This is a genomic window from Streptomyces sp. NPDC052040, from assembly GCF_044548405.1.
GTDB lineage: Bacteria > Actinomycetota > Actinomycetes > Streptomycetales > Streptomycetaceae > Streptomyces.
The window spans coordinates 23,474-43,906 of record NZ_JBIUBV010000014.1 but is presented as its reverse complement, the minus strand read 5'-3'; the positions used below and the strand labels follow the sequence as shown (position 1 = coordinate 43,906).

16 protein-coding genes and 1 pseudogene are annotated in these 20,433 nt (G+C 72.5%); 11 read left to right on the top strand and 6 right to left on the bottom strand.

All coding sequences use genetic code 11. The features are described 5' to 3' along the window. Nucleotides 1-204: 204 nt before the first annotated feature. On the top strand, nt 205-693 hold the full coding sequence (locus ACIHAA_RS24445; RefSeq protein ID WP_399820617.1) for a GNAT family N-acetyltransferase: 489 nt from the start codon (nt 205-207) through the stop codon (nt 691-693). An 83-nt stretch (nt 694-776) separates the two neighbouring features. Here ACIHAA_RS24445 and ACIHAA_RS24440 read toward each other — a convergent pair whose 3' ends face one another. Further along, nucleotides 777-1,409: a TetR family transcriptional regulator gene (locus ACIHAA_RS24440; RefSeq protein WP_399820615.1), complete on the bottom strand. Its 633-nt coding sequence runs from the start codon at nt 1,407-1,409 to the stop codon at nt 777-779. A 98-nt stretch (nt 1,410-1,507) separates the two neighbouring features. After that, complete coding sequence (locus ACIHAA_RS24435; RefSeq protein ID WP_399820613.1) at nt 1,508-2,695, bottom strand: glycosyltransferase; 1,188 nt, start codon at nt 2,693-2,695, stop codon at nt 1,508-1,510. A gap of 321 nt (nt 2,696-3,016) precedes the next feature. On the opposite strand from ACIHAA_RS24435, the gene panD reads away from it, so the two are divergent. Continuing rightward, nucleotides 3,017-3,436, top strand: a complete 420-nt coding sequence (gene panD, locus ACIHAA_RS24430; RefSeq protein WP_399820611.1) for an aspartate 1-decarboxylase — start codon at nt 3,017-3,019, stop codon at nt 3,434-3,436. Between the two features lie 531 nt (nt 3,437-3,967). Here panD and gndA read toward each other — a convergent pair. Then, nucleotides 3,968-5,407, bottom strand: coding sequence for an NADP-dependent phosphogluconate dehydrogenase (gene gndA, locus ACIHAA_RS24425; RefSeq protein ID WP_399820608.1), 1,440 nt, complete (start codon nt 5,405-5,407; stop codon nt 3,968-3,970). Nucleotides 5,408-5,721: 314 nt separating this feature from the next. Between gndA and ACIHAA_RS24420 the strand changes: the two genes are divergently transcribed. After that, nucleotides 5,722-6,942: a transglycosylase family protein gene (locus ACIHAA_RS24420; RefSeq protein WP_399820606.1), complete on the top strand. Its 1,221-nt coding sequence runs from the start codon at nt 5,722-5,724 to the stop codon at nt 6,940-6,942. Here ACIHAA_RS24420 and ACIHAA_RS24415 read toward each other — a convergent pair. Beyond that, a complete protein-coding gene (locus ACIHAA_RS24415; RefSeq protein WP_399820605.1) occupies nt 6,932-7,930 on the bottom strand; it encodes a DMT family transporter in 999 nt (332 codons plus the stop codon). The genes ACIHAA_RS24420 and ACIHAA_RS24415 overlap by 11 nt on opposite strands. A 227-nt stretch (nt 7,931-8,157) precedes the next feature. Here ACIHAA_RS24415 and ACIHAA_RS24410 point away from each other — a divergent pair, with 227 nt between their 5' ends. The 8 genes and pseudogenes from ACIHAA_RS24410 to ACIHAA_RS24375 all read left to right on the top strand — a co-directional run. Beyond that, entirely contained in the window at nt 8,158-8,874 is a 717-nt protein-coding gene (locus tag ACIHAA_RS24410; protein WP_399820603.1) for a (2Fe-2S)-binding protein, read from the top strand. 73 nt (nt 8,875-8,947) lie between these two features. Further along, nucleotides 8,948-10,099, top strand: a complete 1,152-nt coding sequence (gene glgA, locus ACIHAA_RS24405; RefSeq protein ID WP_399820601.1) for a glycogen synthase — start codon at nt 8,948-8,950, stop codon at nt 10,097-10,099. Between the two features lie 45 nt (nt 10,100-10,144). Next, complete coding sequence (gene glgC / locus ACIHAA_RS24400) at nt 10,145-11,362, top strand: glucose-1-phosphate adenylyltransferase (RefSeq protein ID WP_399820599.1); 1,218 nt, start codon at nt 10,145-10,147, stop codon at nt 11,360-11,362. A 137-nt stretch (nt 11,363-11,499) separates the two neighbouring features. After that, on the top strand, nt 11,500-13,830 hold the full coding sequence (locus ACIHAA_RS24395; protein ID WP_399820597.1) for a GH92 family glycosyl hydrolase: 2,331 nt from the start codon (nt 11,500-11,502) through the stop codon (nt 13,828-13,830). A gap of 156 nt (nt 13,831-13,986) precedes the next feature. Continuing rightward, on the top strand, nt 13,987-15,351 hold the full coding sequence (locus ACIHAA_RS24390; RefSeq protein WP_399820595.1) for a wax ester/triacylglycerol synthase family O-acyltransferase: 1,365 nt from the start codon (nt 13,987-13,989) through the stop codon (nt 15,349-15,351). Nucleotides 15,352-15,567: 216 nt separating this feature from the next. Then, a complete protein-coding gene (locus ACIHAA_RS24385) occupies nt 15,568-17,091 on the top strand; it encodes an SDR family NAD(P)-dependent oxidoreductase (RefSeq protein ID WP_399820593.1) in 1,524 nt (507 codons plus the stop codon). 97 nt (nt 17,092-17,188) lie between these two features. Continuing rightward, the gene (locus ACIHAA_RS24380; protein ID WP_399820591.1) at nt 17,189-17,422 is read left to right on the top strand and encodes a hypothetical protein; all 234 of its coding nucleotides are present in this window, start codon (nt 17,189-17,191) and stop codon (nt 17,420-17,422) included. Nucleotides 17,423-17,624: 202 nt separating this feature from the next. Beyond that, nucleotides 17,625-18,302: pseudogene (locus tag ACIHAA_RS24375) on the top strand (DNA polymerase beta superfamily protein); the annotation flags it as partial. Nucleotides 18,303-18,364: 62 nt separating this feature from the next. Here the strand turns inward: ACIHAA_RS24375 and ACIHAA_RS24370 are convergent. Beyond that, the gene (locus ACIHAA_RS24370; protein WP_399820589.1) at nt 18,365-19,612 is read right to left on the bottom strand and encodes a glycosyltransferase 87 family protein; all 1,248 of its coding nucleotides are present in this window, start codon (nt 19,610-19,612) and stop codon (nt 18,365-18,367) included. Nucleotides 19,613-19,761: 149 nt separating this feature from the next. Continuing rightward, nucleotides 19,762-20,304 (bottom strand): HD domain-containing protein, encoded by a 543-nt coding sequence (locus ACIHAA_RS24365; protein ID WP_399820587.1) that lies wholly within the window; start codon nt 20,302-20,304, stop codon nt 19,762-19,764. Between the last annotated feature and the right edge of the window lie 129 nt (nt 20,305-20,433).

The following is a 20,433-nucleotide window of genomic DNA, read 5'->3' as shown; positions in this document are numbered from 1 at the left end:
GGGGGGGGGGGGGGGGGGGGGGGGGGGGGGCGGGCCGCCGCCCCCGGGGGGGGGGGGGCCCCCCCCCGGGGGGGGGCGGGGGGGGGGGGGGCGGGCCCCCCCCCCCCCCCCCCACGGCGGTGCATAGGCGCGCGGCGACGAGCACCTTGCCGAGCCGGCCGACCCGCCGCACGAAGGCGGTCCCCGGTGCGACATACTCTGCCGATGGGTTCACGCACTTCCCCGCTCCGCCGGCCGATCACGATACGGCGGGCCGTCGCGCAGGATGCCAAACGGCTCACGCGGCTCGTGCGCGGCTCGCGGGCCTACGAGGGGAAGTACGCGGCCTCCGTCGCGGGCTACCGGGTCGGCCCCGACTACATCGAGGCCCACCGCGTCTTCGCGGCCGTCGGCGCCGACGAGCAGGGCAGCCGGGTCCTCGGCTTCTACTCGCTGGTCCTCGCCCCACCAGAGCTCGACCTGCTGTTCGTCGCCGACGAAGCCCAGGGGCAGGGCATCGGACGACTGCTGGTCGCGCATATGCAGTCCGAGGCCCGTACCGCCGGTCTCGACCGTGTCAAGGTCGTCTCACACCGTCCCGCCGAGGACTTCTACCACCGCGTCGGAGCGGTACGGACCGGAACCGCCCCCGCGAACCCACCCGCCGTGCCGTGGGACCGCCCCGAATTCGAGTTCCGCATCCCTACGGAGTGAAGCGGGCCCGCCGCCAGCCGTCCCGCGGCACGGCCGGGGATCAAGAACGCCTGCTCACGCGTCCGGAGATCAAGAACACCTGCTTACGCGTCCGGGGCGACGAGACTGCGGAGCAGAGGGGTGACGATCCGAACGATGTCCTCCACGTCTGCCTCGGCCAGGTCGGGCATGTGCAGCAGAAAGCGCTGGGTGGCGACGCCCATCATGATCGCGCTGAACAACGCGGCTCGCAGCTGCGCGTCGGGGGCGTCGATGGTGGCAGCGATGCGACGGGTGACCTCCGCGGTGAGATGCCGGCGCAGCAGCTCCGCGGCCTCGTCACTCGTCATGCTGGTCCGCAGGAGCACCGCCATGGGACTGTCCGGATCCGCCGCCCAGTTGTCCAGCATCCGGCGCAGACCGTTCTCCACCATCTGGTGGGGATCGTCCGTGGTGAATGCCTCATGGGGGATCTGCCAGCGGACGGCCTCCCGGAACAGGTCCTGCTTGCAGCCGAAGTACTGGATCACCGCGGACTTGTCCACGTCGGCTTCGGTCGCGATGGCGCGGATGGTGGCGCGCTCGTAGCCGACCTCGGCGAATCTGCGCCGTGCGGCCGTGAGGATGCGCCGACGCGTGCGCTCGCCCTTGCGCTCGTCGACAGCTGCCCCACTGGCCGGGGCCTTCGACCGCGTGGCCGGTCCGGGCACACCCGTCACTGCATCGGCCCAGGTCACTGTCAGCCCCCTTTCCGCAGCCGGTCCCTGATGCTACAAGTCCCCGGCGATGCCAGGGCTTGAAGAAGGCGGACCTGTGCGAGCGGCGGTCGCCCCGTTCAGGCAGCCAGCGCCGCCGCGTCCTCCACCAGCCGGTCGAGGTCGGGCAGGGCATGGCTCCGGCGCTGGATGCCTTGCGCGCGGGACCGGTAGGAGCGGTCGTCGAGAACGTTGCGCACCGCGGCAGCGAGGGAGTCGCGTGTGACGTCCTGGACGTTTATTCGTGCCCCGACGCCCAACTCCTCCAGGCGGTTGGCGTTGTGGTACTGCTCGGCGAACAATGGCACGGCAACCATGGGAACTCCGGCCGCCAGCGCTTCCCTGGTCCCGTTGAAACCGGCATGGGTGAGGAACACATCGCTGGACCTGAGCAACAGTTCCTGCTGCACGAACGACGTCAGATGCACGTTGTCGGGGCGCGCCCCGTCCCACTGCTGCGGGTCATGGTCCGCGCCCAGGGCGACGACGCCGGTGACCGGCAGCTCGCCCAGCGTCTCGACGATGGTGTTCAGCAGGGTGCGGGCGCCACCAGGAAGCCGGGAGGCGTTGGAGCCGAGGGTGGCGAGGACGAGCGGCCGGTCCAGGGGGAGCCGGGCGATATCCGGGTCGAGGCCGGCCTGCGCCGTCTGGGCAGGGACCTGGTAGTAGCGGGCGCCGGGCAGTCGGCTGTCCGTGGGGTAGAAGTCCTCCGGAACCACCCCCGCACGGAAGGCGCGGAACGGGTGCCAGGCGTCGTCGACCGGTGCCAGGCCCAGCTTCGCCCGTTGCCGGTTGACCTCCTCCGTCACGGCGGGGTGGTCGTAGGGGGCCATCGGCGCGATGTCCAGAGCGCCGTGCGGGATGCCGAGACTCTCCGCCGCCAGATAGCCGCCGTACTCGGTCGACTCGTGGAGGATCAGATCCGGGCGCCAGGTGCTCGCCGCTTCGAGGAGGTCCTGGGCACTGGATTCGGCGAGGTACCCGGCGAAGGATGCCGCGAAGAACTCCGGTGACAGCTCGACGGTCACGGATCCAGCCTTGTCCATGCCCGGCGGACGCTTGAGCGCCCCGCTCTGGAACGCCTCCCCCATCGACTGGAGGTGGGGCAGGGTCACAGCGGTGAGTCCGCGCTTCTCGACATGCCCGATGACGTCGGCCCCGGTGGCGACGGCCACCTCATGTCCCGCAGCCCGGGCCCGTTCTGCCACGGGCAGCACCAGGGGAGCAAGGTGCGAGTAGATCGCCTGTGCAGTGATCAGAATGCGCATGGTGCTCGATCTCCACGATGCGATGCAGCCGCCACGGCGTGGGTCCCGCTGCGGACTGGACGGTCAATTCCTCAAAAATAAACGCCTGTTGAGAACCTAACACTCGCACCCTTCGCACCCTCGCCGGACCCCCGACATCCCGCCAGGCTCCGCAACGCCCGCGCGTACAACGGCTGCGAAACAGTCGATCCGCCCATGCCGGTCTTGGGCAGCAGCAACTCGACGATGTGTACCGGTGTACGACGATGTGTACCGGTGTACATTGGGTGACGCCCTTGACCTGCAGAAAGCTGGCAGGGAGCTGTCTTCTAGGAGTCCAAAGTGCTGCGCACGATGTTCAAGTCCAAGATCCATCGGGCCACCGTCACCCAGGCCGACCTGCACTACGTCGGGTCCGTGACCATTGATGCCGATCTGCTCAATGCCGCGGATCTGCTGCCCGGTGAGCTGGTCCATATTGTCGACATCAGCAATGGCGCCCGGCTGGAGACGTATGTGATCGAGGGGGAGCGCGGGTCCGGTGTGGTCGGGATCAATGGGGCCGCGGCGCACCTTGTCCACCCCGGCGATCTGGTGATCATCATCAGTTATGCCCAGGTCTCCGACGCCGAGGCGCGGGCGCTGCGGCCGCGGGTCGTGCATGTGGACGGTGACAACCGGATCGTGGCCCTGGGTGCCGACGCCTCCGCGCCGGTGCCGGGCTCGGACCAGAAGCGCAGCCCGGGGGCCGTCCCGGCCTGAGTGGCGGGATTCCGGTACGGGGCGGTACGCGGGTGCGGGCCCCGGCCAAGGATGCGTACCGGCCGACGGAGTGACTGCGGGCGGGGCCGCCGGGTACACGGGGGACAAGTCCAGGGCCGACGCATCGAATGGCTGGAGGACGCGATGACGCATCCGCTTCCCGATCCCGTACAGCCGGGACCGCTCCCCGGACCGGGACCGACCCCGGGTCCGGAGCCGTCCCCCGAACCCGCACCACCGGGTCCCGGGCCCGTGCCGCCGGAGCCGTCCCCCATGCCCCCCGCGCCCGGGCCGACACCGCCCGGGCCGGGGCCCGCACCCCCCGGGCCCGGCCCCGACCGGCCGCAGCCCGTCCCCGAGCCGGAACCGGGGCCGCGTCCCACGCCCGAGCCGCCCCCGTCCCCGGTCCCCGAACCCCCGGGCCCGGACCCCGTTCCCCAGCCGGAACCGGGCCCGCCCCTGAAGTGAAGTGACGGGCGCCCGGGCTCACCCCTGAAGTGACGGGCGCCCGGGGCCGCCCCGTCCCGAAAGCTACGCCTCCACCTCCGTCCGGTCCCCGCCCCACAGGGTGTGGAACGAGCCCGGGTGGTCCGTGCGGCGGTAGGTGTGGGCTCCGAAGAAGTCCCGCTGGCCCTGGGTGAGGGCGGCGGGGAGGCGTTCGGCGCGCAGGGCGTCGTAGTAGGCGAGGGCGGCCGAGAAGCCGGGTGCGGGGACGCCCTGGCGGGTGGCCGCGACCAGGACCTCGCGCCAGTCGTTCTGCGCGGCGGCGATCTCCCGGGCGAACGCCTCGTCCGACAGCAGGCTGGGCAGGTCGGGGCGGGCGTCGTAGGCGGCGCGGATCCGGTCGAGGAAGGCGGCGCGGATGATGCAGCCCGCGCGCCAGATGGAGGCCACCTCGCCGAGGTCGATGTCCCAGCCGTACCCCTCGCTGCCGGTCGCGATCTCGTGGAAGCCCTGGGTGTACGACACGATCTTCGAGGCGTAGAGCGCCTGCTCCACCCGGTCCGCGAAGGCCCCCGCCTCGGCCTTGTCCATCGGCGCGGCCTGGGGTCCGGTCAGGTGGCGCGACGCCTCGCGCAGCGCGGAGTGGCCGGACAGCGAGCGGGCGAAGACCGCCTCCGCGATGCCCGAGACCGGGACCCCGAGGTCCAGGGCGATCTGGACGGTCCACCGCCCGGTGCCCTTCTGCTCCGCCTGGTCCTGGACCACGTCCACGAAGGGCTTGCCGGTCGCCGCGTCCACATGGGAGAGCACGTCGGCGGTGATCTCGATCAGATACGAGTCCAGGCGGCCGGTGTTCCAGGTGCGGAAGATGTCGGCGATCTCGGCGGGGGAGTAGCCCGCGACATCGCGGAGCAGCTGGTACGCCTCACCGATCAGCTGCATGTCGGCGTACTCGATGCCGTTGTGCACCATCTTGACGAAGTGACCGGCGCCGTCCGGGCCGATGTGGGTCACGCACGGGGTGCCGTCCTTCGCCTTCGCGGCGATCTTCTCCAGCATCGGGCCGAGGGAGGCGTACGACTCGGTCGAGCCGCCCGGCATGATGCTGGGGCCGTGCAGCGCGCCCTCCTCGCCGCCGGAGATACCGGTGCCGACGAAGTGGATGCCCCGCTCGCGCAGCTCCTTCTCCCGGCGGCGGGTGTCCGCGAAGTGGGCGTTGCCGCCGTCGATGATCATGTCGCCGGGCTCCAGCAGCGGGGCGAACTCCTCGATCACCGCGTCGGTCGGCGCACCCGCTTTCACCATGATCATCAGACGGCGCGGCCGCTCCAGCGCGGCCACGAAGTCCTCCGGAGCCTCGGTCGCCACGAAGTCGCCCTCGTGGCCGAACTCCTTCACCAGGTCATGGGTCCGGGCGGCGGTCCGGTTGTGCAGGGCGACCGTATAGCCGTTGCGTGCGAAGTTCCGGGCGAGGTTGCGGCCCATGACCGCGAGGCCCGTGACGCCGATTTGGGCGGAAGCGTTCATAACGGTTGGCTCCTAGGGGTACGGGAATCGTCGGTACCGATTCGGTCCTGAAGATGTCCTCGACGGGTGGTGCCGGTCGTGCACGTCAGTATTGCCCGACGACCATCCCGACGTGCCGGTACCGCCCCCGCACATCCGGACGTGTCGGACAGGCGTCCCATCGTTCCCTCCCGCCCCGGACGTCTCCTCCCCGATCCCCAAGCAAAGGCGCTTACCGGCCAGTTGGGGCCGCGAGCGGCCGATTGCCGCCTTGCCGGGGTCTGTTGGCGGCCCCTATTTTTGGGCCTCCTGACGCACGCCGAGGGGGGCTCACCATGGCCGTACGCGGTCGGCACCGCCGGTACCAGCCGGGCAGATTCAACCGCGCCTCGCTCACCGTCACGGCGGGCGGCGCGGGAATGGCGCTCCCGCTCATCGGCGCCGGTGTGGCGCACGCCGCGGACGCGGGCACCTGGAACAAGGTGGCCGCCTGCGAGTCCAGCGGCAACTGGAGCATCAACACCGGCAACGGCTACTACGGCGGCCTCCAGTTCACCCAGTCCACCTGGGACGCCTACGGCGGCACGGCCTATGCACGGCGCGCCGACCTCGCCACCCGGGACCAGCAGATCGCCATTGCCGAGAAGGTCCTCGCGGGTCAGGGCCCCGGAGCCTGGCCCGTCTGTTCCGGGCACGCCGGACTCACGGTCACCCGCACCACCACGGAGACCCCCCGTACCCCCACCGAGCCCAGGCACACCGCCACCGAGGCCAAGCACACCGCCACCGGAACCAAGCACGCCACCGCGGGCACCCCCACGCGCTCGGTCCGCGATGTGAAGCCGCAGACCACGCCGCAGTCGCACGCGGGCACCGCCGAGATGTACACCGTGGTGCACGGTGACACCCTCTCCGGCATCGCCGACTCCCATCAGGTGCAGGGCGGTTGGCAGCGGCTGTACGACACCAACCGGACGACTGTCGGCGCGGATCCCGATCTGATCCTGCCCGGCGAGCGGCTCGATCTGCGGGCCAAGGCCCCCACGCACCCGGAGCCGCCCCACACCCGCACCTCCGCGCACCCGCCGTCCCGGCACCCGGCCCGTACCTCGTCCGCCGGGAAGACCGCCTCCGGCCGGGCGGCCGCCACCCGGGAACTGATCGCCCCGGTGCACGCCGCGATGGGCACGCCCTATCACGAGGAGGGCTCCTCCTGGTCGAAGGGCTACCACACCGGGGTCGACTTCCCCGTGCCCACCGGAACCTCCGTAGGGGCCGTGGAGGCCGGGCAGGTGGTCAGCGCGGGCTGGGGCGGTTCCTTCGGCTACCAGGTGGTCATCCACCACGCCGACGGCCGCTACACGCAGTACGGCCATCTGTCGGCGATCTCCGTGCGGGACGGCCAGCACGTGGTGGCCGGGCAGCGGATCGGCCGCTCCGGCTCCACCGGCAACAGCACGGGCCCGCATCTGCACTTCGAGGTGCGGACGGGGCCCGAGTTCGGCAGCGACATCGACCCGGTCGCCTACCTCCGCGCGGGCGGACTCAAGATCTGATCCGGGCGGGCATCGGGTAGAGCTCCCGGCCGGGTCCCGGCACGGCCACCAGCACCCGGCCGTGGAAGGGGCCGTCCGCTTCCGGCGGTTCACCGTGCGGAGCGGGCTCCGGGTCCTCGGCGGGGCTCCGCCGCCGCTGAGCCGGTACCGGGCCCTTCTCCGCGCCGATCCGCTCCGAGGTGAGCAGGATCAGACCGCCCGCGGCGACGGCCGCGCAGGCGAGCGCCCCCATGGTGCCCGTGGTGCCGTGGCGGAAGGTCTCCCCGAACAGGGTGATGCCCGCCGCGGCCGCCACCACCGGGTTCACCACCGTCAGTGTGGACAGCGGCGCCGCGAGGCCCGCGCCCCGGTAGGAGGCCTGCGACAGCAGAATGCCGACGGTGGCCAGGACGGCTATCACCGCGAGGCTCGGCAGATCGGTGCGTGAGACACCGTCCGTCCAGTCCACCGCGACCGTCTTGGTGAACACCGAGGACATGCCGAAGGCGACGCCCGACGCCACCGCCAGCAGCACACTGCGCACCGCCGGACGCCGGTGCGCCGCCCGGCCCGCCGCCATCAGCGCCGCGACCGCCCCGGCCGTCACCAGGGCGGTCGTCACCCGCTGGGGATCGCTCAGCGACCGGCTGTCGGAGGTGCCGATCAGGGACAGCAGGCCCGCGAGCCCGACGGTCGCGAGAACGGCGCCCCGCCATGCGGTCGCGCCCGCCCTGCGATGCACGAACAGGGCGGCCATCGGCAGCGCGAACACGATGGTCAGCGCGCCCAGCGGCTGGACCAGGCTCAGGGGACCGCAGGCGAGCGCCGCGACATGCAGCAGCCCGCCCAGGGCGTTCAGCGCGATGGCGGCCCACCAGGCCGGCCGGCGCAGCGGCGCGTACGGCCGGTCGGGTGCGGACACGGCGACCCGCTCCTGCACGATCGCTCCGCCCGCGTAGGCGATGGCGGAGACGAGTGACAGAAGCACGGACAACGCGAGGGCGCTCATCGGCTGCTCCTTCGCGCGGCGCCGGGGCGCGCGGCCCGGCGCGGCGAACGGTCGGCTTGCATGGTCAACACGATGCCGTCCCGGTCTGTTCCTGTCGTCGTCCCTGAGCACCGACTGCCTCGTACTGCCGAAGGAGTACGATCCCGTTTCCCTCCTCCCCAGGACGGGTGGCGCGGTGTGGGTCCCTCGGGGGAGCCCGGCCGCCCGGCTTGGTACTACTGGCCTCTGTGGACATGGACCCCGGCCTCGCCGCCCTCCGCCCCCTCGGCGGCTTCTTCGTCCTGCACACCGGGGCGCCGCCCCGGGCCGGACTGCCGACCCTCGCACGGGCGTACGCGCCCGGCGGGGCCGCGGCCCCCTACGGGTACCCGGATCCGCTGGACTTCCGCGTCCGCAAGGTCGCCCGTGCGCTCGGTGTGCGGGAGGACCGGGTCGCCGCCTCGCTGGCCCACCAGGGACTCGCGGCCCGGCTGTGGTCCGTGGCGCTCGGCGCCGCAGCCCTGTACGGGCAGGTGCCCGACCTCGATCCGCGGCTGCTGCGCTGGGACCCGGACGGCAGCGCGCCGGACGACCTCTGGCTCGACGAGGTCCGCCCGCTGCCGTCGGGGGCGCTCGACGCGGTGGTGCGCGAGGCACACCTCGTCCCGCTCACGGCCGCGCTCGCCGCCCGCCACCGGGTCTCCGCGCGGCTGCTGTGGGGCAACGCGGGCGCCGCCCTCGCGAGCAGTGTCCGCATGATCGGCCAGTGGGCGCGCACGGGCGGCAGCGCGGAGGCGGCCGAGCGGGCCCGTGCGCTGGCCGCCGACCGGTTCACCCACCCCGACCTGGCCGGAACCGTCGACCCCGGCACCGGCCGCCGCAGCAGCTGCTGTCTGTACTACCGGGTGCCCGGCGGCGGTCTGTGCGGCGACTGCTGCTTCGACCGCCCGCCGGGCCGCGGGTGAGCCCGCGTGGTCTTCCGCACCGGCCGCATCTGGGTGACCATGTGGGAACCAGCCACGGAGATGGGGGGCTTCGGTGCGTGTCGGACTGCTGACCCGCGAGTACCCGCCGGAGGTCTACGGCGGGGCGGGCGTCCATGTCGAGTTCCTCGCCCGGGAGTTGCGCGCGCTGACCGAGCTGGATGTGCACTGCTGGGGCGAGGGCGGTGCGGGCGGTGTCGTGCGCCACCGGCCCTGGCCCGCCCTCGACACCGCCAACGACGCCCTGCGCACCTTCTCCGTCGACCTGTCCGTCGCCTCCGCCGTACGGGACCGGGAACTGGTGCACTCGCACACCTGGTACGCCAATCTCGCCGGGCATCTCGCCAAGCTGCTGTACGGCATCCCCCATGTGGTGACCGCCCACTCGCTGGAGCCGCTGCGCCCCTGGAAGGCCGAGCAACTGGGCGGCGGCTACGCCCTGTCCGGCTGGGCCGAGCGCACCGCGATGGAGGCCGCGGACGCGGTGGTCGCCGTCTCCGGCGCCATGCGCGAAGACATCCTGCGCTGCTATCCGGCCCTCGACCCGGACCGGGTCCATGTGGTGCACAACGGCATCGACACCTCGCTCTACCGGCCGGACCACGGCACGGAGGTGCTCACCCGCGTCGGCGTCGACCCGCACCGCCCCTATGTGCTGTTCGTCGGCCGGATCACCCGGCAGAAGGGCGTGCCCCAACTGCTGCGCGCCGTACGGCACATCACCCCCGAGGCACAGGTCGTGCTGTGCGCGGGCGCCCCGGACACACCGGCCACGGAGCGTGAGTTCCGGGAGCTGTACCGGGAGTTGCGCGGACAGCGGGAGGGCGTCCACTGGATCCCGGCCATGCTGCCGCGCCCGGAGGTGATCCAACTCCTCACCCACGCGGCGGTGTTCGTCTGCCCCTCGGTGTACGAGCCGCTGGGCATCGTCAATCTGGAGGCCATGGCGTGCGGTACGGCCGTGGTGGCCTCGCGCACCGGTGGCATCCCGGAGGTCGTGGACGACGGCCGTACCGGGCTGCTGGTCGACGTGGACGACGGCTTCGAGGAGCGTCTCGCAGCCGCCCTGGACGCCGTCCTCGCCGACCCGGTGGCCGCGGGACGCATGGGTGAGGCGGGACGGCAGCGCGCGGTGGGGGAGTTCGGCTGGGCCGCGGTGGCCCGCCGCACGGTCCGCCTGTACGAGAAAGTCCTCGAGCGGGGGTAGGAGGGAAGCAGGCAGCGGCACAACGACCGTAGAGGGGGCGGCGATATGCGCGGTGGACCTTCGGTGCTGGGAATCGTGCTGGCGGGCGGCGAGGGGAAGCGGCTGATGCCGCTGACCGCGGACCGCGCGAAACCGGCGGTGACCTTCGGCGGGACCTACCGCCTGGTCGACTTCGTCCTGTCCAACCTGGTCAACGCCGACATCCTGCGCATCTGTGTGCTGACGCAGTACAAGTCGCACTCCCTGGACCGGCACATCACCACCACCTGGCGGATGTCCAGCCTGCTCGGCAACTACGTCACGCCGGTCCCGGCCCAGCAGCGGCTGGGGCCGCGCTGGTATCTGGGCAGCGCGGACGCGATCCTCCAGTCGCTGAACCTGATCCACGACGAACAGCCCGAGTACGTCGCGGTGTTCGGCGCCGACCACGTCTACCGCATGGACCCGCGGCAGATGCTGGAGCAGCACATCGACAGCGGCGCGGGCGTCACCGTCGCGGGGATCCGGGTGCCGCGCGCCGACTCCTCCTCCTTCGGGGTGATCACTCCGGGCTCCGACGGCCGGACGGTGCGGCGCTTCCTGGAGAAGCCGGCCGATCCGCCGGGGCTGCCGGACGACCCCGAGTGCGTGTTCGCCTCGATGGGCAACTACCTCTTCACCACCAAGGTGCTCATCGAGGCGCTCCAGCGGGACGCGGAGGACCCCGACTCCGTGCACGACATGGGCGGTTCGCTCCTGCCCGCGCTCACCGACCGGGGGGAGGCCGGGCTGTACGACTTCAGCGCGAACCATGTGCCCGGCGAGACCAGCCGCGATCAGGGGTACTGGCGGGACGTGGGCACGCTGGACGCCTACTACGAGGCGCACATGGACCTCATCGCCGAGCGGCCCGCCTTCAATCTCTACAACCGCAGCTGGCCCGTCTACACCCACTCCGGTCAGCTGTCCCCGGCCCGCTTCAACGCGGGCGGCATCGCAAGCGAGTCGATCATCAGTTCCGGCTGTCTGATCCGGGGCCAGGTGACGCGTTCGGTGCTCTCCCCGGGGGTCGTGGTGGACCCCGGAGCCGTGGTCCAGGGCTCGGTTCTGCACGACAACGTCCATGTCGGCCGGGGTGCGATCGTCCGCGGAGCGGTCCTGGACAAGAACGTCGAGGTCCCGCCGGGGTCGACGGTCGGCGTCAATCCCGACCGGGACGCCGAGCTGTACACGGTCTCCCCGGGCGGTGTGATCGCCCTGGGCAAGGGCCGGCACGTGCCGTGAGACGCGGCCGCGGGGGGCGCGCGAGGGGCCCGTGACCCGCGACGCGCCACAGGCAGAATCCGCTCATTCCTCTGGAACCAGACATCGCGCCACCACCATGAGCACCAACGATGTCGATCTTCCGGAGGTCTTCCGAGATGAGATGGACCCGGTGGCTGCGGGTGTGTGCCGCGGGCGCGGTGGCGGTCTCGGCGCTGTTCTCGCCGTCTGCGGGCGATGCCGCCGAGTCGCACACCGACCGGCTCACCGACCTGGTCAACCCCTTCATCGGCACCCAGAACGAAGGGAACACCTTTCCGGGGGCCACCGTTCCCTTCGGCATGGTGCAGCTCTCGCCGGACACCGGCCACAGCACCGGCTACGACTACACCCAGCGCCGGATCCGCGGCTTCTCCCTGGTCCATCTCTCCGGTGTCGGCTGCGCCATCGGCGGGGACCTGCCCGTTCTGCCGACGACGGGGGACGTGACCGAGACGGACTACGCCCGGTACGCGGCCCCGTTCCGGCACACCGACGAGGAGGCGAGCCCCGGGTACTACCGGGTGCGGCTGGGCAGCGGTGTGCAGGCCGAGCTGACGGCGACCCGGCGCACCGGGGTGCAGCGGTACACCTTCCCGGCGACCGCCAAGGCCAATGTGCTGCTCAACGCGGGCCAGGCGCTGCACAAGAACGTTTCGTCCACGGTCGAGATCCTCGACGACCGGACCGTGCGCACCTCGATCACGGGCAGCGGCTTCTGCCGCTCCAGCCGCCCGTACACCGTCTACACCGTCACCCGCTTCAACCGGCCCTTCACCGCCCAGGGAACCTGGCACCAGGGCGCGATCACCCCGGGCGGCACCAGGACCTCGGGGCCGGGGCGCAACGGGGCGTATGTCACCTTCGACGCGACCGGGGACCGTACGGTGGAGGCGACCACCGCGCTGTCGTACGTCGACGCGCACGGCGCGGACGTCAACCTCGCCTCGGCGCAAGGGCGTTCCTTCGACCTGCTGCGGGAGGACGCCCGCCGGGCCTGGGAGGACCGCCTGGACGACGTACGCGTCCAGGGCGGCGGCGACACCCTGCGCACCACCTTCTACTCGTCGCTGTACCGGTCCTTCCTGGCGCCCAACACCGGCAGTGACGCGGATGGCCGGTACACCGGCTGGGACCAGCGGATCCACCGGGCCAAGGGCTTCACGTACTACCAGAACTGGTCCCTGTGGGACACCTATCGCACCCAGTCCCAGCTGCTCGGGCTGCTCGCCCCGCGCGAGGCGCGCGACATGGCGCTATCCGTGCTGAAGATCGACGAGGACGGCGGCTGGCTGCCCAAGTGGGGCTACGGCCCGGTCGAGACCAACATCATGAGCGGTGACCCGGTCACCCCCTACCTCACCAACGCCTATCAGCAGGGCCTGCTCAAGGGCCAGGAGGAGCGGGCCTACCGCGCCCTGAGGAAGAACGCCGACGGCGTGCCGCCCCCGGACTCGATGTACGTGGGCCGGGAGGCGAACCGGGAGTACCTCGCGCGCGGCTTCGCCCCGTACATCAAGGGCCGCCCGTACGCCAAGCCGGGCGACTCCGACTACCACCACGGCGCCTCGGTCACGCTGGAGTACGCCCTGTCCGACGCGATGCTCGCCCAGATGGCGCGCGGCCTCGGCCACCACGCGGACGCGGCGCGCTATGCCGCCCGCTCCCGCAACTACCGCACCGTCTTCGACCGCTCGACCCGCTTCTTCCGCGCCCGCGACGCCGCCGGGGCGTTCACCGGCCAGGCCGACCCGGCCCGCAGCGAGGGCTTCCACGAGGGCACCGCCTGGCAGTACCAGTGGCTGGTGCCCCAGGACCTGCGCGGGGTGATCGGCCTCATCGGCGGCAAGAAGGCCGCCAACGACCGCCTCGACGCCTTCTTCGCCTACGACCGGCTGCTGAAGGACCCCGCGGGGACGGCGCGGAACGTATGGGTGAACGGGCCCTACGCGTACTACAACGCCGACAAGTACAACCCGCAGAACGAGCCCGACCTCATCGCCCCGTACACCTATCTCTCGACCGGCCGCCCCTGGCAGACCACGGACGTGGTGCACGCCGCGCTGACCCTCTTCACCGACGGGCCGACGGGCATGACCGGCAACGACGACCTCGGCACGATGTCCGCCTGGAACGTCTTCTCCTCGATCGGCCTCTTCCCGGTGCAGCCCGGCTACGGCACCTGGGGCCTGAGCACCCCCGTCTTCGACCGGGTCGACCTGGTCCTGGACCGGGCCCACTACCCGCGCGGCGGGCTGACCGTCACCGCGCCGGGCACCTCGGACCGGGACCGCTATGTGCGGACGGTCCGCCTCGACGGCGCGGACTACCGCCGGACCTATGTCACCACCGACACACTGCGCCGTCTGGGCACGCTCGCGTTCACGGTCGGCGCGCGCCCGTCCGAGTGGGGCACGGCGGCGGACGCGGCCCCGCCGTCGCTGGGCTGACCCTACCGCCGCCTCGTATGCCCCGTGAGTCCCGCCCCCTTCTCGGGGGCGGGACTTCACGTGACGTTAACTGTACGTAGCTTGATCGTACTTGACCGTAATCATCTGTCGGAGGTTGACTTCTTGCTTCATCCTCCGTCGACGCGAGGCAAGCCCTTGACTTCCAACGACCTGCTCGCACCACTCGACCTGGCGTTCTGGAACATCGAGTCCGCCCGGCATCCGATGCACCTCGGGGCCCTAGGCGTCTTCTCCTGCCACTCGCCCACCGCGGGCGCCCACGCCGCCGACCTCCTCGCCGCGCGCGCCGCCGCGGTGCCCGGCCTGCGCATGAGGATCCGCGACGTCTGGCTGCCCGACGTACGCGTGCCCCGCCACCTCGCCGACGTACGCCTCCCGCTCGCCCTCGGCGGCGCCACCCGCGAACCCGCCCCCGACTTCGACCCCCTGGACCACGTCCGGCTGCACGCGCCCACCACCGACTTCCACGCCGCCGCCGGACGGCTCATGGAGCGCCCGCTGGAGCGGGGACGCCCGCCCTGGGAGGCCCATGTGCTGCCCGGGGAGTCCGGCACCAGCTTCGCCATCCTCTTCAAGTTCCACCACGCCCTCGCCGACGGGCTGCGCGCCCTCACCCTCGCCGCCGCGATCATGGACCCGATGGACCTGCCGGAGCCCCGCCCCCGGCGCCCGGAGCCCGCCCGGAGCCTCCTGCCCGATGTGCGCAAACTCCCCGGCCTGCTGCGCGGCACACTCGCCGACATGGGCCGCGCCCTCGACATCGGCACCTCCGTCGCACGCTCCACCTTCGGAATGCGGTCCTCCTCGGCGCTGGTCTCCGAGCCCAGCGGCACCCGCCGCACCGCCGGAGTGGTCCTCGACCTCGACGATGTGCACCGGGTGCGCAAGTCGGCCGGCGGTACCGTCAACGACGTACTCATCGCGGTCGTCGCGGGCGCCCTGCGCCGCTGGCTCGACGAACGCGGCGACGGCAGCGACGGCGTGGAGCCCCGCGCCCTGATCCCCGTCTCCAACCGCCGCCCCCGCACCGCCCACCCGCAGGGCAACCGGCTCTCCGGCTATCTGATACGGCTCCCGGTCGCCGACCCCGACCCGCTGCAACGGCTGCGGACGGTGCGCACGGCCATGGACCGCAACAAGGACGCCGGGCCCAACCGGGGCGCCGGTGCCGTCGCGCTGCTCGCGGACCATGTGCCCGCGCTGGGCCACCGGCTGGGCGGACCGCTGGTCAGCCAGGCCGCCAGGCTCTGGTTCGACATCCTGGTCACCAGCGTGCCGCTGCCCAGTCTCGGGCTGAAGCTCGGCGGCAACCCGCTCACCGAGATCTATCCGCTCGCACCGCTGGCCAGCGGACAGTCCCTGGCGGTGGCCGTCTCGACCTACCGGGGCCGGGTCCACTACGGGCTCGTCGCCGACGGCCGGGCGGTCCCGGACCTGGAACTGCTGGCCCGGGCCGTCTCGGAGGAGGTCGACACGCTGCTGGAGGCCTGCGGCACCTGAGGAGCCGTCCCCGGACGTCCGGGGACGCTCCGGCCGGGTGCGCGGCTGGTGCGCGGCCGGGCCGCCGTTTCCCCTGCCCCTGCGCCGTCGCGCGGTCACATCCCGTCGATGTGACCGACGCGGGTTTGGAGACCCGGCCCGGCGCTCCGTAAAATTCCGCCTTCGGAGGCGGGCGCGGTCGGAGCGCTGCGCAGGTGAGCGAGAGACGGCAGCGCGATGACGGTGACAGAGGACGGCCTGACGGGCGGCGGCCCGGCGGCCGCGGACGAGGTGCCGTACGCGCCCGGTGTCTCGGCGGACGAGGTGGTGTACGGTCCCGGCATCGAGCCGGAGCGCCTGGCCGTCTGCCTGAGCGTGCTGGAGGAACTGGACCGGCTGGACGTCGACCACCCCGACGCGGTCATGGTGCGCAGGGCCACCTCGAGCGTCTACCGCACGGTCAAGCAGCGCCGCCGCCAGGAGCGCCGGGCCGCCAAGACCGCCCACGACAAGGCGGTCACCGAGTCCACGGCGACCGGCTCCGCGCAGCGCATCGACGACGAGACCGAGGGCATCCTGCCGTCCTCGGTCACTGACGCCGGACAGATCGCGGGGATACTGCGGCGCCCGCGTTCCTGCTACGTCTGCAAGACCCGCTATGTCGAGGTCGACTACTTCTACCACCAGCTCTGCCCGGCCTGCGCCACCGAGAACCGGGCCCGCCGGGACGCCCGCGCGGACCTCACCGGCAAGCGGGCCCTGCTCACCGGCGGCCGCGCCAAGATCGGCATGTACATCGCCCTGCGGCTGCTGCGTGACGGCGCCCACACCACCGTCACCACCCGCTTCCCCAACGACGCGATCCGCCGCTTCAAGGCCCAGCCCGACAGCGACGAGTGGATCCACCGGCTGAAGATCGTCGGCATCGACCTGCGCGACCCGGCGCAGGTGGTGGCGCTCGCCGACTCGGTGGCCGCCGAGGGCCCCCTCGACATCCTGATCAACAACGCCGCCCAGACCGTGCGCCGGTCGCCGGGGGCCTACAGCGAGCTGGTGGCCGCCGAGTCCGCGCCGCTGCCCGCGGGTGAGCTGCCCTCCGCCGAGGTCATCGGCACCTTCGGATCCGGCGCCGTGGCCGCGCTGCCGGTGGCGGGTGGCGGCGCCCTGTCCGCGCAGGACGTCACCGGCCTGGCGCTGGTCTCCGGCTCGGCCTCGCTGGAGCGCATCGCGTCCGGCACGGCCATCGACGCGGGCGGACTCGTCCCCGATCTTCACGACACCAACAGCTGGGTGCAGACCGTCGACGAGGTCACGCCCATCGAGCTGCTGGAGGTCCAGCTCTGCAACTCCACGGCGCCCTTCCTGCTGATCAGCCGACTGCGCCCGGTGATGGCGGCCTCCGCCGCCCGGCGCACGTACATCGTCAACGTCTCGGCGATGGAGGGCGTCTTCAACCGCGGGTACAAGGGCGCGGGGCACCCGCACACCAATATGGCCAAGGCCGCCCTGAACATGCTCACCCGCACCAGCGCCCAGGAGATGTTCGACAACGACCGCATCCTGATGACCGCGGTCGACACCGGCTGGATCACCGACGAGCGTCCGCACCCGGACAAGGTGCGCCTGGCGGACGAGGGCTTCCACGCCCCGCTCGACCTCGTGGACGGCGCTGCCCGGGTATACGATCCGATTGTGCGCGGCGAGCAGGGTGAGGACCTGTACGGCGTCTTCATGAAGGACTACGCGCCCGGCAAGTGGTGAGCCGGGTCACGGCCCGGCAGGCGGCGATCCTCCGCCCCGGTGCGTGAGTCCGGCGCCGGTGGGCACTCGCCCTGACGAGCATCCGCTAGGAGTTCTCATGGCCAGTCCACACCACATCGACCCGCGTGCGGTCGGCGATCCCCGCAATCGTTATGTGAGCGACGAGCAGTTCTACCGTTCCGACCGTCCGGCGGGCTCCGTCCTGCCCGAGGACCGGCCACGCGGCGGCCGGGAGCCGGACCCGTGGAAGCACCCCGGGACCTGGAGTGCGGTCGCGGTGATCGCCTGCATCGTCCTGCTGGTCGCTGTCGGGATCGCCCTGTTCCCGTGAGCGCCCCCCTGTGCGGCTCCGCGCCGCCGATCCGTCCGTGAACGGTGTACGCCCCCCGAGGTCCGACCTCGGGGGGGCGTACACCGTTCACGGACGGATCGCGCGCCCTCCTTCTGGCGCGCCCTTTCGATCGCACGCACGATCGCATGCCTGTGCGAAAAATGGCTGGCCGACACGGTGTCCCGGTGGCTAGCGTCCCGGCATGACCCTGCGCCATCTCCTGCTCTCCGGCATCGTCGGCTCGACGGCCTACGGCCTCGCCCGCGCGGGCTCCGACGTGGACCGGCTGGGACTGTTCGCGGCGCCGACCGAGGAACTGCACGGTCTGCACACGCCGAAGGAGTCCCATGTCACCACGGCCCCGGACCGCACCCTGCACGAGGCCGCCAAGTGGTGCCGTCTTGCCCTCGGCGGCAATCCGACCGCGATGGAACTCGTCTGGCTGCCGGACGAGTTGTACGAGGTGCGCACACCGCTCGGCGAGGAACTGATCGGGATCCGGGCGTCGTTCCTGAGCGCACGGCGCGTCCGGGCGGCCTATCTCGGCTATGCGACACAGCAGTTCAGACGTCTCGAAGGACGCGCCGAGGGCCCGCTCGCGCCGGAGGCCGGGCGGCGGATCGCCAAACACGCCCGCCATCTCAAGCGGCTGTGCCACCAGGGCCTGGAGCTGTACACGACGGGACGGCTGACGATCCGCGTCGAAAACCCCGACGAATACCACGACTTCGGGGAGCGGGTCGCAGCGGACCCGTCGGTCGCACTGCCCCTGCTGCGGTTCTACGAGAACGCCTTCGACGAGAGGGCCACCGTGCTGTCCGAACACCCCGACGAGGCACCGGCCGAGGCCTGGCTGCGCCGTGTCCGCGCCCACTTCTACGTCCCCGACGCCCCGGTCGGCCCGTCCGCGGGGGTCCCGGCGGGCAAAGCTGACCCGGTGCCCTACACCCGGGCGGGGGAGAGGCGCGCGGCCGGGGGGCCGGGCACCGGGCGGGGGCTCGCGGCGACGGCCAGCAGGGAGAGCACGGCACAGACGGCATAGGCCGTGCCGGGCCAGGCCAGCAGGGCCGGATACGGGGCCGGGTGCGGCAGCCGGTCCTCCGCGCGGATCAGCAGCGGGACCAGCCGCCCCACCGTGACCAGGGCCCAGGCCGCCAGCGCCACCCGGTGGAGCGGGTGCCGCCGCCCCGGCCCGTGCGCCAGCCAGACCATCGTGGGCAGACACCAGACCCAGTGGTGGCTCCACGAGATGGGGGAGACCAGCAGTCCGTACAACTCTGCCGTGACCAGCACACCCAGCAGATCGCGGCGGCGCACGGCACTCCACAGCGCGGCCGCCGCCACCACACTGACCAGCGCGATCCCCGTCCACCAGGCCGGGGCGGCGGGGGCGCCGGGGCCGAGCAGCCGGGCGAGCGCCCCGCGCAGCGACTGGTTGCGCACCGACCAGGCGGGGCCGATGCGTTGGGTGTCCGTGACCAGGCCGAACCAGTAGCGCGTGGACTCCCGCGGGGCGATCGCCCAGGCCAGGGCGGTGGCCCCGGCGGCGGAGGCGAGCGCCCAGCCCGCGGCCCGCCACTGCCGGGTCGCCAGCAGATACAGCCCGCCGACCGCCGGGGTGAGTTTGACCGCCGCGGCCAGTCCCAGACCGGCTCCCCGGAGCGCCGGGCGGCACGGCAGCGCGATGGCCGCCAGGGCCAGGGCGCACAGCAGCAGATTGACCTGGCCCTGGTCCAGGGTGTGGCGCACCGGCTCCAGCCAGAGCCCCCCGGCGGTCCAGAGCAGGACGCGGGAGTGCGGGGGCCGTTCGTGGCCGCCGGGCAGCAGCCGGGCGGCGCAGTACGCGATCACCGCGAGAGCCGCCACGGAGAGCGTCTGCCACAGCGCGACCGCGACCGTCCAGGGCAGCTGCCCGAGCGGCAGGAACACCAGTGCCGCGAACGGCGGGTAGGTGAAGGGCAGTACGGGGATCGGCGGAGCGGTGTGCAGCTGGTAGTCGTAGAGGCCGCCGGTCAGGAGGAGCGGGGAGGCCTCGCGGTAGACGCGCAGATCCAGCGGGGAGGGCGGGGAGAGGACGACGGCCAGCAGATGGAGGGCCAGGGAGGCGGCCAGACACCAGCCCGCGTGCTCGGCCGCCCAGGTGCCGATGACCCGGGCGCGGCCCGGGGCGGTGGCAGGTCGGCGGTGCATCCCGCCGAGTGTGGCACGGCGGGACGGCCCGCCGGGGCCATTGCTCCGACCGACAGCAGGTCGCACTTCCGTGCCCTTCACGTCGTACGTTCACGCCCGCGCGTGTCGTGTGCAGCTCTTCCGCGTTCGGTGCGCGGGCCGGACGGGGTTCAGGCGGGGCCCGGCCGGGAGTGGCCGGCCGCCACCAGTTCCAGCACGGTCCGCCAGTCCTCCAGCACCCCCGCGTCCAGGCCCCGCACCCTGGCCGCCTCGTCTGCCTGACGCAGGGTGAGGGCGTCGTCCGCCAGGGGGTCACGGGCGAACGCGGCCGCCTCCCGGGCCGTCATGGGGCCGCCCGCCGGGGCCGGGGCGGACGGACCGCGCACCGGGGAGCAGGCGGCCAGATATCGTTCCGCCGCGGCGTGCAGTCGTATGAGACGGGAGACCCGCTCGCCGAGCAGGGGCCGTAGCGCGTCGGCCGCCCGGTCCGGGTGTCCGGTGCCCTCCTCGGGGCGGAGCAGCAGCCCGATGTCATGAACCAGCCCGGCCACCTGGAGTTCCTTGTCGGCGGGGTGACTTCGGCGCAGCAGGGCCGCGGTCTGGAGGGCGTGTTCGTGCACATCGACCGCCTCGCCCTCGTGGTCCGGGGCGCGCCGGGCGCCTCGGCAGGCGTGCAGCAGATCCATCAGCTCCTCGACGCTGCGCAGCTCCATGCGTCAGTCCTCCCGCGAGAAAAGCCGTTGCCGAGTGGCAGCAGATCATGGCGAGCTTGCGCCGCGGCCAACGGCGTCTGAACTGAGCACCGTGCGCGCCGGAGCGCGTACCGGCGGTACCGCCGGTAC